Origin of the sequence: Bariatricus sp. HCP28S3_D3, assembly GCF_052065755.1 — a bacterium.
Lineage (GTDB): Bacteria > Bacillota > Clostridia > Lachnospirales > Lachnospiraceae > Allocoprococcus.
Genome location: NZ_JBQHTK010000031.1, coordinates 1 through 14,951, shown reverse-complemented (window position 1 = coordinate 14,951; position 14,951 = coordinate 1). Strand labels below are relative to the sequence as shown.

General features: G+C 39.3%; 15 protein-coding genes. 14 read left to right on the top strand and 1 reads right to left on the bottom strand.

Annotated features, from left to right (window positions below; translation table 11 throughout):
• Position 1: 1 nt before the first annotated feature.
• The 14 genes from ACTNB3_RS14530 (at position 2) to ACTNB3_RS14465 (ending at position 13,764) form a co-directional block, all read left to right on the top strand.
• A complete protein-coding gene (locus tag ACTNB3_RS14530; protein WP_441026489.1) occupies positions 2 to 2,140 on the top strand; it encodes an AAA family ATPase in 2,139 nt (712 codons plus the stop codon).
• A gap of 30 nt (positions 2,141 to 2,170) precedes the next feature.
• Positions 2,171 to 3,670, top strand: coding sequence for an RNA-binding domain-containing protein (locus ACTNB3_RS14525; protein WP_441026487.1), 1,500 nt, complete (start codon positions 2,171 to 2,173; stop codon positions 3,668 to 3,670).
• 1 nt (position 3,671) lies between these two features.
• A complete protein-coding gene (gene brxL, locus ACTNB3_RS14520; protein ID WP_441026485.1) occupies positions 3,672 to 5,735 on the top strand; it encodes a protease Lon-related BREX system protein BrxL in 2,064 nt (687 codons plus the stop codon).
• Between the two features lie 13 nt (positions 5,736 to 5,748).
• A complete protein-coding gene (locus ACTNB3_RS14515) occupies positions 5,749 to 6,849 on the top strand; it encodes a leucine-rich repeat domain-containing protein (protein WP_441026483.1) in 1,101 nt (366 codons plus the stop codon).
• 68 nt (positions 6,850 to 6,917) lie between these two features.
• Positions 6,918 to 7,427 (top strand): hypothetical protein, encoded by a 510-nt coding sequence (locus ACTNB3_RS14510; RefSeq protein ID WP_075758693.1) that lies wholly within the window; start codon positions 6,918 to 6,920, stop codon positions 7,425 to 7,427.
• Positions 7,427 to 8,725: a protein kinase domain-containing protein gene (locus ACTNB3_RS14505; protein WP_441026481.1), complete on the top strand. Its 1,299-nt coding sequence runs from the start codon at positions 7,427 to 7,429 to the stop codon at positions 8,723 to 8,725. Before ACTNB3_RS14510 ends, ACTNB3_RS14505 begins: the two co-directional genes overlap by 1 nt.
• 24 nt (positions 8,726 to 8,749) lie before the next feature.
• The gene (locus ACTNB3_RS14500; protein WP_441026479.1) at positions 8,750 to 9,529 is read left to right on the top strand and encodes a vWA domain-containing protein; all 780 of its coding nucleotides are present in this window, start codon (positions 8,750 to 8,752) and stop codon (positions 9,527 to 9,529) included.
• Positions 9,530 to 9,547: 18 nt separating this feature from the next.
• Positions 9,548 to 10,384 (top strand): PP2C family serine/threonine-protein phosphatase, encoded by an 837-nt coding sequence (locus ACTNB3_RS14495; RefSeq protein ID WP_441026477.1) that lies wholly within the window; start codon positions 9,548 to 9,550, stop codon positions 10,382 to 10,384.
• A 41-nt stretch (positions 10,385 to 10,425) separates the two neighbouring features.
• The gene (locus ACTNB3_RS14490) at positions 10,426 to 11,484 is read left to right on the top strand and encodes a transglutaminase domain-containing protein (RefSeq protein ID WP_441026475.1); all 1,059 of its coding nucleotides are present in this window, start codon (positions 10,426 to 10,428) and stop codon (positions 11,482 to 11,484) included.
• Between the two features lie 9 nt (positions 11,485 to 11,493).
• On the top strand, positions 11,494 to 11,730 hold the full coding sequence (locus ACTNB3_RS14485) for a hypothetical protein (RefSeq protein WP_441026473.1): 237 nt from the start codon (positions 11,494 to 11,496) through the stop codon (positions 11,728 to 11,730).
• A 149-nt stretch (positions 11,731 to 11,879) separates the two neighbouring features.
• Positions 11,880 to 12,185, top strand: a complete 306-nt coding sequence (locus ACTNB3_RS14480; RefSeq protein ID WP_441026471.1) for a hypothetical protein — start codon at positions 11,880 to 11,882, stop codon at positions 12,183 to 12,185.
• Between the two features lie 141 nt (positions 12,186 to 12,326).
• Complete coding sequence (locus tag ACTNB3_RS14475) at positions 12,327 to 12,647, top strand: helix-turn-helix domain-containing protein (protein WP_087316733.1); 321 nt, start codon at positions 12,327 to 12,329, stop codon at positions 12,645 to 12,647.
• A 56-nt stretch (positions 12,648 to 12,703) separates the two neighbouring features.
• Positions 12,704 to 13,390, top strand: a complete 687-nt coding sequence (locus ACTNB3_RS14470) for a hypothetical protein (RefSeq protein ID WP_441026468.1) — start codon at positions 12,704 to 12,706, stop codon at positions 13,388 to 13,390.
• Positions 13,390 to 13,764 carry a hypothetical protein gene (locus ACTNB3_RS14465; protein ID WP_441026467.1) on the top strand — a complete coding sequence of 125 codons (375 nt, stop codon included), beginning with the start codon at positions 13,390 to 13,392 and terminating at the stop codon, positions 13,762 to 13,764. The genes ACTNB3_RS14470 and ACTNB3_RS14465 overlap by 1 nt, the downstream gene beginning before the upstream one ends.
• Positions 13,765 to 13,827: 63 nt before the next feature.
• On the opposite strand, the gene ACTNB3_RS14460 is transcribed toward ACTNB3_RS14465, so the two are convergent.
• Positions 13,828 to 14,859 carry a relaxase/mobilization nuclease domain-containing protein gene (locus tag ACTNB3_RS14460; protein ID WP_441026465.1) on the bottom strand — a complete coding sequence of 344 codons (1,032 nt, stop codon included), beginning with the start codon at positions 14,857 to 14,859 and terminating at the stop codon, positions 13,828 to 13,830.
• Between the last annotated feature and the right edge of the window lie 92 nt (positions 14,860 to 14,951).

Sequence of the window (14,951 nt, the reverse complement as noted above, 5' to 3'; positions counted from 1 at the left end):
AATGGTTAATTTAGTTATAGAAAATTGTAATTGTATTAGTCACGCAGATATCTCAATAGAACCGAATTGCTTAAACATAAAGTATGGAATGAATGGCACAGGGAAAACTACTATAGGTAAGGCCATTCTATTGAAAGCGCAAGACGAACAAAGACTAACAAGTACTTTACTTCCATACGGAGTAAACGTGGAAGAGCAGGATAAATTGCCAAAAGTATCCAATTTGTCTTTTCAAAAAATTAAAGTATTTAATGATGGATATGTAAGTCAAAAAGTCCTTGCGAAAGAGAATTTTTTTGAAAACCCATATATGATATTCTTAAATACAGGAGAGTGTGATAATCTTGAAGCGAAAATTGAAGAATTGTTAATTAAATTACAAGGAACAATTCACAATATTGATGGGTTGGAAGAACTACAGGACATATTTAAAACTTATTTTTCTATTTTTAAATTAAAAGGTAAAAGTATTGCAAAAACGGGCGGAGTGGGAGAACTGATAAAAGGGAACGGAAGCGGTTTTGATAAGTATCATGAACTTGACTCTTATAAACCATTCTATGATAAACGAGATATGAAAGACGTAGCTACCTGGGCCAATTGGAGACGTGAAGGTGTTGAAAGGGTAGTTGATGATCAGTGTCCATTTTGTACTAAAAAATTACCTAATGAAATAGAAAATCAAAACACCTTAATTGAAAAAGTGTTTAAAAAATCAGCTTTATCAACAGCCACAGCTGTACTGGATTATTTGAAAAAAGCAGGTGATTCGGGATTTGTTTCGACAAATGCTATTAATGAAATTGAGAATTTTATTGGAGATTCCAGTAAGGCTTCAGAATTACACGCTGCGTTGTCAAGGTTAGGTACAGAAACACAATACTTAAGCAATAAAATAGAGCATATATTTCAATTTCGCCCTATGAATGTAACTCATGAGCAGTTGGAACAAATTGACAGATACTTGGAAGAACTAAAAATTTCAAAGACAATAATCGATAAATATTATTGTACACCTGCAATACTCGGATTAGTTGATATTGTTGACGCTAAAGTTGATGAATTAAAAGAGAATACAAGAAAGTTGAAAAACTTGTTTGAAGCACATGAAAAGAAACTAAATAAAATAGTGGAAGATCAAAAAGAAGATATTAATGAATTTCTAGCTCTTGCGGGATTCCCATATGAATTTGAGTTAAAGCCAGATGGCGAGAAAAAAGCAACAGCATATTTAAAACCATCTGATTCGATTGTGGAACGAGTAACTAATCCATCAGATCATTTAAGCTGGGGAGAAAAGAATGCATTTTCCTTGGTAATGTTTATGTTTGAAGCAATAAGTGAAGAAGCAGACTTAATTGTTCTTGATGATCCTATTTCTTCATTTGATACAAATAAAAAATTTGCGGTAATTCGAAGAATGTTCGACAATAAAAAGAAAAGTTTTAGGGATAAAACAGTTTTAATGCTAACTCATGATTTGCAGCCGATAATTGATTATGTTAAAGGTGATTTCTTTAATAGAATGGGGCTTACGACACAAGTTAATGCAAAATGGCTTCAAAATGAAAATGGTCGTATTATTGAGCAGGATATAGAAGCAGCAGATTTAAAAAACGTTGTTGAACTGACTCATAACATATTTAAAGAACCGTCATATCCAATGCATGTTCGGATTGTGAATTATAGAAAATATATCGAATTAACAGTGACAGATTGTTCGAATTCTCCAGCATATCAAGTTCTATCCAATCTAATACATGGAAGACCACTGGCAATGGAGAATGATGGTATTACTCCTTTAGATCAAAATTGCTTTTCGATTGGATGTACTGAAATTAAAGCTAATTTAGACGGATTAAATTATGGAGAGATATTATCTTTGATTTCAGATGAAAACTTAAAGAATCAGATTTCAATTGGAGATGATTATATAAAAGTAATTGCGTTTAGACTGTTATTTGAAAGACATGAGGCTATATTTAAAGAATTAAGAAAAAAAGAACCAGCTACATATAAATTTATTAATGAGACAAACCATATTGAAAATGATTATGTTTTTCAATTAGATCCGCTTAAGTTTTATTCTATTCCTGGCTTTTATTTGCAAAAGTTAAGTGCAGCTGTGAGTAGTTTATAACAATAATATGCTTTACGGGGAGGTGCCAAAATGGATTTGAATACCTTACAGTCTATTCTTACAATAGGAGAAACCGTGGCTGTTGAATTCAAACGCTGCGGAAACGGAATTGAGTCGGACACTTATGAAACCGTATGTTCTTTCTTGAATCGTTTTGGCGGAGACATTTTTATGGGGGTGCTGGATGATGGCACAGTTTTAGGCGTGCCGGAAAAAGCAGCTCCGGATATGGTGAAGAATTTCATTAAAGTTGTGAGTAATCCGTTGATGTTTTCTCCAACAGTATATCTTTCACCTGAAATTATCAAATATGATGAAAACCGTACCATTATTCATGTTCATATTCCGCCGAGTGCAGAAGTGCATAGTTATAAAAAAGTAATATATGACCGTGTAGATGATGCCGATGTGAAGGTGACTGCTACCGGTACGATTGCACAGATGTATATTCGCAAGCAGAACATCTTTACAGAAAAGAAGATATATCCATATGCGAAAATGGAAGATTTACGTTTGGATTTGTTACCGAAAATCAGGATAATGGCACAGAATCATGCAGGCGGACAGCATCCGTGGACAGCTATGGATGATCAGGAATTACTGAAAAGTGCAGGATTATATGGACGTGATATTGCAACTGGAGAAGAGGGTTATAATCTTGCCGCAATTATGTTGTTAGGTAAGGACGATGTGATTCTGAATGTGGCACCGACTTATGTTACAGATGCACTCGTCCGGAAGGTGAATGTGGACCGGTATGATGATCGTGAGATTATTAAAACAAATTTGATTGAAAGTTACGACAGGCTTCTTGAATTTGGAAGAAAAAATTTGCCGGACAAGTTCTTTTTGGAAGATACTGTAAACAAGAGCTTGAGAAATACGATCGTAAGAGAAATGGTTAGCAATACTTTGATGCACCGGGAATTTTCCAGCAATTATACGGCAAAGTTTGTCATTGAAAAAGAACGTATGTATGTAGAAAATGCAAATCGTGCGGCAAATGATGGATGCATTACGGTGGATAATCTGGAGCCAAATCCGAAAAATCCGATAATAGCAGCGTTCTTTAGAAATATTGGATATGCAGATCAACTCGGTTCAGGTGTTCGCAATTTGTTTAAGTACAGTAAATACTATTCAGGACAGGAACCGCAGTTTATAGAAAGTGATGTATTCCGAATTATTGTGCCATTGGATGATGAGTATTCATATGACTTTGGTTCTACGAAAGTTGCGAATAGTATCAGTGATACTAATGGGGCAAGCAATGAGACTGAAAATGCCGATAAAATGCCGATTAGTGCCGATAAAATGCCGATAAATGGTTTGTCGGCACAGCAAAAGATCATTTTCCGATTTGTAGAAGAAAAAGGACAGGTTACATCTCACCAGGCAGAGTTATTACTAAAAGTGAAACAGAGACGAGCAAGAATTATTCTTGGAGAGATGGTTGATCTGGGTGTACTGGAACGACAGGGTTCCTATAGAAGTACAGTGTATGTTTTAAAAGAAGGAAGGAAAAAGTGAGATGGACGAATTTATGGAAATGGATGATACCAGATCAATTATAAAGAACAAACTTCGCCAGTATTTTGATGGAAAGATTGTCCGTAAGGATCTGACAAAACATATCAAAGAAGGAGCAAATGTACCTGTGTACGTTTTGGAGTTCCTTCTTGGTCAGTATTGCAGCTCGGATGATGAAGAAATCATCGAAGAGGGCGTGAATAATGTAAAACGTATTCTGGCAGATAATTTTGTCCGTCCGGATGAAGCTCAAAAGGTGCTTTCCATTCTTCGGGAACGTGGCAGTTATACAGTCATTGACAAGATCACGGTGCATTTAAATATTAAGGAAGATCGATATGAAGCGGAGTTTTCTAATTTGGGTATTAAGAATATTCCAATTCATCCGGATTATCCGTCAAAATATGATCGCCTGCTTTGTGGTGGTATTTGGTGTATTTTGCAGCTGGATTATGAATTTATTGAAGAAGATAAGAAGAACACAACGCCAATCCGTATTCGTAAATTGACACCAATCCAGATGCCGCATATTGATATGGATGATCTGAAGAATGGAAGAAAGGCATTTACAAAGGATGAATGGATTGATCTTCTTCTTCGTTCTACAGGCATGGAGCCGGATAAATTTGATGAGCGTGTCAAATGGCTGCTTCTTGCCCGAATGATTCCGTTGGTGGAAAATAACTTTAATCTCTGTGAGTTGGGACCGAGAAGTACTGGTAAGTCGCATATTTACAAAGAAATCTCTCCAAATAGTATCCTTGTATCCGGAGGTCAGACAACGGTTGCAAACCTGTTTTATAACATGGCAAGTAAAACAGTTGGGCTGGTTGGTATGTGGGATGTTGTCGCCTTTGATGAGGTTGCCGGTATTACTTTTAAGGATAAAGATGGTGTACAGATCATGAAAGACTACATGGCATCTGGATCCTTTGCCCGTGGACGTGAAGAAAAGGCTGCATCTGCTTCTATGGTATTTGTTGGAAATATTAATCAGAGTGTAGATGTGCTTCAAAAGACATCGCATCTGTTTGAACCATTCCCGGCAGTTATGGCATATGATACGGCATTTTTAGACCGTATGCATTGCTATGTACCAGGATGGGAAATCCCGAAGTATCGCCCGGATTTCTTTACTGATGATTATGGCTTTATTACGGACTACCTTTCCGAGTATATGCGTGAGATGAGAAAAGAATCTTATGGGGATGCTTTTGATAAATACTTCCGTTTGGGAAATAATCTGAACCAACGTGATACGATTGCTGTTCGGAAAATGGTGTCTGGATTTGTAAAATTGGTTTATCCAGATGGAGAGTACACAAAAGAAGATATTCAGGAAATTTTGACGGTTTCCCTGGAACTTCGCCGCAGAGTAAAAGAACAGCTGAAAAAAATTGGCGGCATGGAATTTTATGATGTGAATTTCTCTTACATAGACAATGAGACGTTTGAGGAGAATTATGTATCTGTACCGGAGTCTGGTGGCGGAAAGCTGATACCGGAAGGAATGAGCAATCCTGGAAATATTTATACGGTATCCAGGGGAAAATCCGGTATGATTGGTGTTTATCGTTTGGAAACACAGGTGCTCCCGGGAAATGGTAAGTTTGAACGGACAGGTATCGGCACAGACCGTGATGCAAAGGAAGCAACGAATACAGCGTTCAATTATCTGAAAGCCAATGGGAATTCAATTTCAGGTGCAATCAGTACCACGACAAAAGACTATATTATCAATTACCAAGATCTGAACGGATTAGGAATCACCAGTAAACTGGCACTTCCAACTTTGATTGCGATATGTTCTGCAGCATTAGGAAAGCCGACGCTTAGCAGTCTTGCTGTCCTGGGAGAAATCAGTATCAGTGGAACGTTGATTAAGGTTGAAGAACTGGCAAATGTGCTTCAGGTGTGTCTGGATAGTGGAGCGAAGAAAGTATTGCTTCCGATTACTTCGGCAGGAGATATCGGAACCGTACCATCTGATCTGGTGGGTGCTTTTAGCTTGATTTTTTATTCAACTCCGCAGGAGGCAGTATTTAAAGCACTTGGTGTGGAATAAGAGGTGAGAGGTGGTGAGCCTGTTGTTTGAACAGGATTTTGAATCGATGCTGCGAAAGTACGAATCATCGTTAGATGATAAGAAAAGATTTACAGCCCTTGTAAAAGACCTGTTCCCGGATCAGGCAAAAAATGTAAATCTTCTTCTTATGGCATATAATATGGGCATTGCACAGGACATTCAGAGTGTATCGAGAATTAACAATACATTTGCGTTTCGTTATGTGAAGCGGCTAATGGATGACTATGGACTTAGCCGGGTAAATGCGGATTGGATCGTTTCGGTTTGGTGTTCTTGCTATGGAAATAAAGTATTAGGAAAAATATGTGACATTTCTGTACAAAAACAGGGAACAGGACCGGCGATCCAAGAGGAACAGGCAACTTCCGGAAGGCAATATGGAGATCTGTTTACATACTGCAGAAGTAGTCAGGGAACCGGTTTGGCTGTAAGTGGTTTTCGTGGGGACAACAAACGGACAATTATTTTCCAGAATAAGTCGGGGAATACACCAGTAGTAGAAATAGCGGATGAAAGTTTTTGCAAAGAAGCGGTGGAAGAGGCAATTTTGACAGAGGGAATTGCTCATATTGGAAAAAGAGCTTTTGCAGAATGTAATCAGCTTCATCAGGCGGTTCTTCCGGTATCTGTGAAAGAAATCGGAGATGAAGCATTTACAGAATGTCTGAGTTTAAAATCAATTTCTTTACCGATGCAGTTGGAACGAATTGGCGAATCAGCATTTAAAGGGAGTGGATTGAGAACACTTTCTATTCCGAAAAGTGTGTATTGGATTGGGAATCGTATGTTAGCAGAGTGTCTGGAATTAGATAGTATTTCTATTCTGGAGAATGTGGATCGGATACCGAATGGTATGTTTGAAGGTTGCCGTTCATTAAAAAAGGTAGTCTTAAGTAACCAGTTAAACGGAATAGGAGACAGGGCATTTTTCGGCTGTAGTTCCCTTGATTTGTTGATAATTCCGGATAGTGTAAGTAAAATCGGGCAAGATGCATTTACCGGTACGAATAAGCAGTTTATTATTCAATGTTCCTTTGGTTCTTATGCTGAGGAATATGCAAGAAAAAATAAGATCAAGTATCAGCTTGTGTAAGATGTCGCCTGTGATGCGACCATGCAAGATAAAACAGGCGGTAGGATAAGAGAAAAGAGGTGAGGTGTATGGGATTTTTCGATGCCCTGTTTGGAAATAAAAATCAGATTCCGACAGTTACATCTATTCTTCCGGCAGCGGCAAAGAACGAGATCATGTCCGGAAGACTTCCAATCCTGAATACAGATCAGTTGTTCCTGAAACGTGGTGAAAAGATTCACTTTATTGACAAAGCGGTCAATCTGGAAGAAAAGACGGTGAAGCAGTATCGCCATTATGGGCACAGCAGTCCTGGATTGTTTAAAGGGACAAGATGGAGTTCCGGTCAGGGAAAAACCATTGAACATACAGAACTGGTGCAGCACCGGGGAATCTTGTACATAACCAATCAAAGGATCGTGTTTCAGGCAAAGGAATGGGGATTTGATAAGACGTATCGTTATCTCACAGCAATTACACCATACAGTAATGCCTGTGAGATGCAGTTCGGAAATAAAAGTTATTGCCTGGTAGTTGCAGACGGAAATGTATTGTATCAGGCATTACAGTTGATAAAGCAGAGGAGGCAGATACCGTAATGGAAGGACAGTTAAAAAATGGAACCATCCTCACATCAGAATGTGGGAATAAATATGAAATTGTAAGCCTTCTGGGGGCTGGTGGTCAGGGGGAAGTGTATGATGTGAAATGCGGTGGAAGTCATTATGCACTGAAATGGTATTTCAAAGGAAGTGCCACAGCCAGACAGAAGAAAGTCCTGGAAACCATCGTTGCAAAAGGTTCCCCGGATCCGTGTTTTCTGTGGCCAATGGAAATGATTGCCCCGGCACAGGGAGAACTGTTTGGATATATCATGCCTCTCAGACCAAAGAATTATAAGAGTATTGTGGATCTGATGAAGAAGAGAGTTAATCCATCTTTCTATACACTTTGCAGGACGGCATTTAATCTGACCAGAGGATACCAGAAATTACACGCTATGGGAGCGAAATACCAGGATATTTCCTTTGGCAATCTGTTTTTCAATCCGGATAATGGTGATGTGCTGATCTGTGATAATGACAATGTTTCTTTCGATAACAGCAAGCCGGGCGGAGTACTTGGTACACCTGGTTTTATGGCTCCGGAAATTGTCAGGGGAGAGAAAAGACCTTCGAAAGATACAGACCGGTACTCTTTGTCAGTATTGCTGTTTTACCTTTTTATGGTTAATCATCCACTGGAAGGAAAGCTGGAAGCAAGTATCAAATGTATGGATATGGCTGCCAGAGTGAAGCTGTACGGAACAGATCCGGTGTTTATTTTCGATCCGGATAATAAGTCCAACAGACCGGTGAAAGGGATTCATGATAATGCCAATATTTATTGGCCGTTATATCCGGAAAAACTTCGTCAGATGTTCACAAAAGCTTTTACCGTAGGTTTAAATGAACCAAGCAAGCGTATTACGGAACCTGAGTGGATGACACTGTTTGCCAATATGATGAGCGGAATGCTCCGTTGCTCCTGTGGGGCACAGCTCTTTTATGATGAGGATTTGGAAGCCAAAGGTGCAGCCCATATCTGCTGGAATTGCCAGAATGCGGTTTCGGTACCGAAGAAATTGATGATTGGAAAGAACCATGTATTGTTGCATCAGGATACAAAATTATTGCACCATCATGTGTACGAGGATTTTGATATGGATACGGTAGTGGGCAGTGTGGTACAGAATCCGAAGAATCCAGCCCTTTGGGGTATCCGGAACGAAGATAAAGTGAACTGGACCTATCAGAAGGCGGATGGGACACAGATTCCAGTGGAACCCGGACGGACGGCAGGTATTGTAAAAGGTGTAAAAATTATTTTCCCGCAGACAACGGGTGAGTTTAGATAAGGATCGACGAAGGAGGACGAAATTATGCAGGAATTACAGAGACCAGGTGGAGAACTGGCAACAAGGCCAATACATTTCTTTTGGGTAGTGGACTGTTCAGGATCCATGTATGGAGAAAAAATAGGAATTGTGAATAATACAATCCAGGAATGCATCCCGGAAATGAGAAATTCAGCAGATAATAACCCGAATGCACAGCTGTTGATTCGGGCACTTCAGTTTTCGTCTGGTGCAAGCTGGATTACCACCAGTCCAGTGCCGGTAGAGAATTATAGCTGGGAGGACATGGAAGCAAATGGGCTGACAGAGCTTGGCAAGGCATTTGACCTGCTTGCTGCACAGCTGTCAATTCCACCAATGCCGGCAAGAGCATTGCCGCCGGTAATTGTGCTTCTTTCGGATGGTCAGCCAACGGATGATTATAAGAAAAGCCTGGATAAATTAAAAGGTATGCCATGGTTCCGGAAAGCAGTGAAGATTGCTATTTCCATCGGACAGGATGCGGACGATGATGTCCTGATAGAGTTTACCGGAAATAAAGAACTGGTTCTGCAGGCAAATAATGCGACTGCACTTGCAAAGATGATCAAATGGGCATCAACCACAGCATCTATGGTGTCTGCTCCTTCCAGTAAACCGATGAATTCTACTCCGGTCTCTGCGCCTGCAGCATCCACACCGTCTGCGGCTGCTTCTGTACCTGCCGATGATCCATTTGCACCAGCAAATAATGGGGCACCGTTAGTACTTGATATGAGTAATATCCCGAATCCGGATGATTTTGATGAGGGAGCTGTTTGGTAAGGGTAAGGAGGAAATTGGATGAAGCGCTATTTATGTGACGGTATTGTCAAAGGTGCTACCCACCAGAGAAACGGATTGCCATGCCAGGACAGCAAAAAGATTGTAGAGATATCCGATGATATTGTAATCATTGCTGTAGCAGACGGACACGGAAGTGAGAAATGTCCCCGAAGTGACAGAGGATCTACTATTGCCGTAAACACATTCTGTGAAGTGATGAAAAATTACCTGCAAAGTTACGGTTCGGATGAGAATGGTCTGTCGAACCTGATTACTTTCTTGAATCGGGAAGGGGATATGCGTTTTGCGCAGGATATCTGCGAAGAATGGCAGGCAAGAGTAAAGCAGTCCTATTATAAAAATAAAGAAGAGGGGATGCTGGATGATGATGGGAATATTAAATGGCCATCAGTGTTTTCTCTTTATGGTACCACTTTGCTGGGAATGCTGATTACGAATACCTTTGTTTTTTCTTTCCAGATTGGAGACGGTGACATCAATCTGGTTACGAAAGATGGTGTGTTTGCTTTAGTAGAGCCGGAGAAGTTTTTAGGCACTGAGACACATTCTCTGTCCAAACCGGATGCCTGGCGAAAAGCTGTGGCTTCCATCCGGCGAAGAGATGGTGAGGATGAAGAATTGTGTATGTATATGTTATCTACAGATGGTTTTGCAAATAGCTACACATCAGATGTGGAATTTCAGAAAACATGCAGCGACTATTTTGGAATGATACGTGAGCATGGAGCTGAGACGGTCCAGGCTAATTTAAAGAAATGGCTGACAGAGACCAGTGAATTGGGCTGTGGCGATGATATTACAGTGGTGATGGCATATTTTGAAGGCGAACAGTAAAGCTGTTTGCCTTCATGAGAAAGTAGCGAAGCGGATTCCTAATGTCCGCTGATGCAGAGGAAAAGAGAGAAGGTGTTCTGGTGATCGTGGACCGCTATTATTACCATCAACTGAATAAGCAGGATCAGGCGGTTTATCGAGCATTTTATGATGGGGTAATGGCACATCAGGACATTATTCCTATTCCTGTCAGGGGTGATTTTCCACAAGAAGCATTTGAACGGATCTTTGAGGCAATGACGAAAGATAATCCGCTGATTTATTACCTGAATCAATCTGCCTGCAGCTGTGCCAGTGATATGTTTGGACACTTTGCTATTTGCCCACAATACTTTTTCCAAAAGGAAAAGGTAAAAGAGTATAATCGAAAAATAGAAAAAGAAGTGAACTGTCTGGCAGAGAAACTAAATCTGACTGCAGGTACAGATTATGAAAAAGAAATAAAAATTCATGATTGGATCTGCCAGAATATTTCGTATGATGATGAAGGTGCTGATAGAAGTAAACCGATGAGACTGATTGCTTCCCATAATATTTTTGGAGTATTTGCACACCACCGGGCACAATGCGAAGGAATTGCAAAGGCAGTGAAGGTTTTACTAAATGCAGTCGATATAAAGTGTATTGTAGTAACAGGCGAATCAGTCAAAAACGGAAAAAGAGTTCCTCATGCCTGGAATATGGTTAATATAGACGGACAACCGTATCATCTGGATGTGACATGGGACATTGGTGCCATTGGGTCATCTTTCAAAAGGATTCCGTATGATTACTTTAATTTGTCTGATCAGCTGATAATCAAAGAACATAAAGCTGATACACAATTGCCGACGTGTTCGTCTATGCAGCATAATTACTTTAAAGTAAACAAAAGAACATTTTGGATGAAAAGCCAGGCGATTGCATATGTAGAGAAAGCTCTTCAGGATGGAGATATAGAGTTTTATTTCCGGGTGGAAGGAAGAAATGTTGCGTCTGATGTGGCAGAAAAGATTTATGATCAGATATGCGTTTTTTTCTCTGAAAAGGGGATTACAGACAAAAGGGTAAAACGTATAGCAAATGACAAGATAGGTACCTGCTGGATAAAGATTTATTGAGGGACTTTTATGTTTGAATTAATATTATATGCCATAGGCTTTTTCATGATTACTTTATTGTTTCAGTATTTATTGCATAGATTCAGAAAAAATGGAAACCGGGGATATGGAGCAATTTGGGTTGGAAGAAGTGCCGCAATAGTAATTTGTGTCATGGGAATTGTTTCAAAAAATATTAATTATCTGGGTGCAGTAGTGGGTTTTTTGATGGCTGATGAGATTGGAAAAAAGATGGGGTGGCAGTGATTAGGTCAACCTATAAAATCGAATCAGAATTTTATGTATAATTGTCGAAATCCGGCGAATCATGTCATTCATTGCTATTTGACATTGGGTTCATATATTTGTACAATTTAATCACCAAATTGATGATTGTCATAGTACAGGAGGATGAAATGAGAATGGATATGCTGGCAAGAGAAATATTGAATCAGTCTATAGCGGAAGCTATTGATGCAACGAGAAATAAGATCTGTGCGGAAGATGAGGTGTATCAACAAGATGAGAAAGATTTGGACGAACTGACGAAGAGATTTATGGAATTAGATTTGCCGGAGCATGACAGAATGATAATTAATGATTATATCGCCTGCTTACAAACAGTAGATTGTCGGTATGCGGATATTTCTTATATGGCTGGTATTGAAGATGCCATTACCCTCTTAAAGAAGATGGATTTGATAAAAAATACAATTGAATAGTTATTAAGAGCTGCTTTTCTTTTTTTTACCCCATTACTCAAGTATACTAGAGTATTTAAGTAAGTGGTATAGTTCTAATCTTTTCACTGATTTATGGTTACAATGTATGTAAAAATAGGTCAGAGAAGAGGTGTAAAATACTTGCGTATAGAAGAGTATATTCCAAAAAGAATTTCTGAATTATGCAGAAAACGTGGGTATTCTAAATATCGACTCTCACAGCTTACGGGAATGTCGCAGACAGCATTAGGAAATATAATGTCCAGAGACAGCATTCCGACGATTCCAACGCTTGAGAAAATATGTGATGCATTTGGAATATCGTTAGCTCAGTTTTTTGCAGGAGACAGTGGCAAATTAGATTTGACATCTGATCAAACAGAGTTATTGGATATATGGGATGGATTGGAAGTTAAAGAAAGAGAGATTGTTTTATCTCTTATGAGAAGTTTAAAGAAATAAGAGCAGTTCAAGAAAAAATTGGACTGTTCTTTTTTTGGGCGTTGGAGAATGTAGGAATGAAGAAAAAAGGAATACTTGGTGCAATTGTGATTGCACTGCTTTGTATGGGATGCGTACATAAATTGAATGCGGTAACAACAAAAACAGGGAATAATTTTCAACTTTCAGATGTGAAATCTGAAATCAGCCAGGAAAAGTGCTGTATTTGCGGAAATAATGAAAGAAGCTTGATGCCATACTACAGAAAGTCTGGAATGCTGGGTTTGGTGTGTTTGAATACTATGGAAATATCATCACTCGATACACGTATATATTCGGATGATGGAACGAAAATCATCGGTGATAGTGGATTAAGCATTACGTCATCGTCACATGGTGAGGAAGAGTGCAGTTTCCGGATCAACGGGATGCCAAACCATGGGATTTTTGAGGGTAAAGTGAATTATGGAGAAAAAAGTACACCGGATTTTGAAGTGATAAAAAAATACTTATGCCAGGATTGTCTGGATAAAGTCCTTTCCATGTATCAGGATGAAATGGAGTGGAGCGATTCCAAGGGTAGATTTCCGGAAGTATGTATAGTGGATTTTCAAACAAATGAGCTTTATACACTGGGGAAAAGTCACACGGGGTATTGGATAAGAGATTATTGGATACATATTGATCACGGTGATGACAGTAGCAGTATAATGGCTATATATGCTCCAGAGGATAAAATGGATAGCGGGAGTGAAGAGAGCTGATGAAAAAAACAAAAGGTATTATTTCTCAGGAAAACAAATTCTTACGATTGTGTGGAGATAAATACAGAGATAAAATCAAGAAAAGAATTCCGATGGCAGTTGGGGATTTTAATAAATTTATGTACTTGTTTGATGCGCTGGGATTGAGCGAGTATTCGATTTATTTCTCCATGGAAATGTTTCCGGAGTTGCTGGTAGAGTATGGAGAACGAAGTAAAGATTGCGATTTGGATATAGGATATGGGGAGTATGATTTTCCTGTAGAAGAAATGGTGTCTATATGCGACGAATGGCTGCAAGAGTTTTGTGATCAGATGCCATTAGAAAGCCAAAGAAAGAAATACCGGAAAGTCTTTGAAATTGATGAAGAGTAAAAAATGAGCTAAGGCCAATGATGTACAGTGTAATTGACCTTAGCTCATAGCATATGGAGATTATTATAAATCATGTTCCTCTTGCCGGTGTTCAGAAATATCCTTGAAATGTGCGTCATTGGATAGCAAGGTGTTGAAATTGGAAGTTATGGTATTTAATGTTGAGCGCCTTTTTTCTAAATCTTGCTTTTCCTTGGCAGCAGAGGAGCGTTCATTTCTTAGATTGTCAATTTTTTTCCGCAGCCTCTCTGGGGAAGGTAATTTTGTAATGCCCAGCTCCTGTAATTGCTGTTTTAAGGAATCATGCAGTTTGTATTCCGACTGGTGAGCAGCTTTATATTTCTGAGGATCCGGTGCTGTTTTTGCATCCTCTACGATTTTTCTGCAGGTACGATAGGACGAACAATGCTTCTGAATAAGTTCCTGATGGGATATTTCAGAGCTTAATTCAGAAATTCGCTGTTCCGTAGCAATAATAGAATTATCAATATCTGCAATATGCTGCCTAAAGTCTTCGTAATTCAGCAAATTGTTTTCAGATAAATAGTTGAAGGTCCGGGCTGCTTCTTTCAGATTATTGAGTTGTGCCCACCGTTCAAATCCGGCACGATTGCCGGTACTTACATAAGATGAGATATTGATAAAAAGCTGTACTTCTTTGGAGACGTTACGTGGATTTTTTGTTTTATGCCGGTTTTTCTCAAGGCGGAGTAATACATTTTCTTCCGTGTAATAGCTACCCAGAGATTTCATATTTGTAAAGTTTTTTTGCTCCGGTGCCCGGAAAGCCAGGTTCTTTCCCTGACGGATCTCATATCCAGCAAGCTTCATTTTTTGAAGAAACTCATCATAGTTGATGGATGACCAGATCGCTTTATCTACAGCGACTTTTAGTTTTGCTTTCCAGCTGTTCCCACGATGGTATTCCATATTTTCTTTATAAGATTTCCCTTTTTCGCCGGTTGGCATACTGGTGACCAGACCGTTTTCCTGACAAATACGGTTGCTGATCCGGCAGATTTTATGATAACTGCGTTTGTTGGAGACATATTTATGGTGGTCAACAAAGCTAGTAGTGCATATGGCGCGTCCCAACGGCCGGTTTTGCGGAGCAAAACGGCCGAAATGCGAAGCTGAACAGCCGTTAGGCTTTGATTGATACAGAAATCTCTAGGATAATATATTCA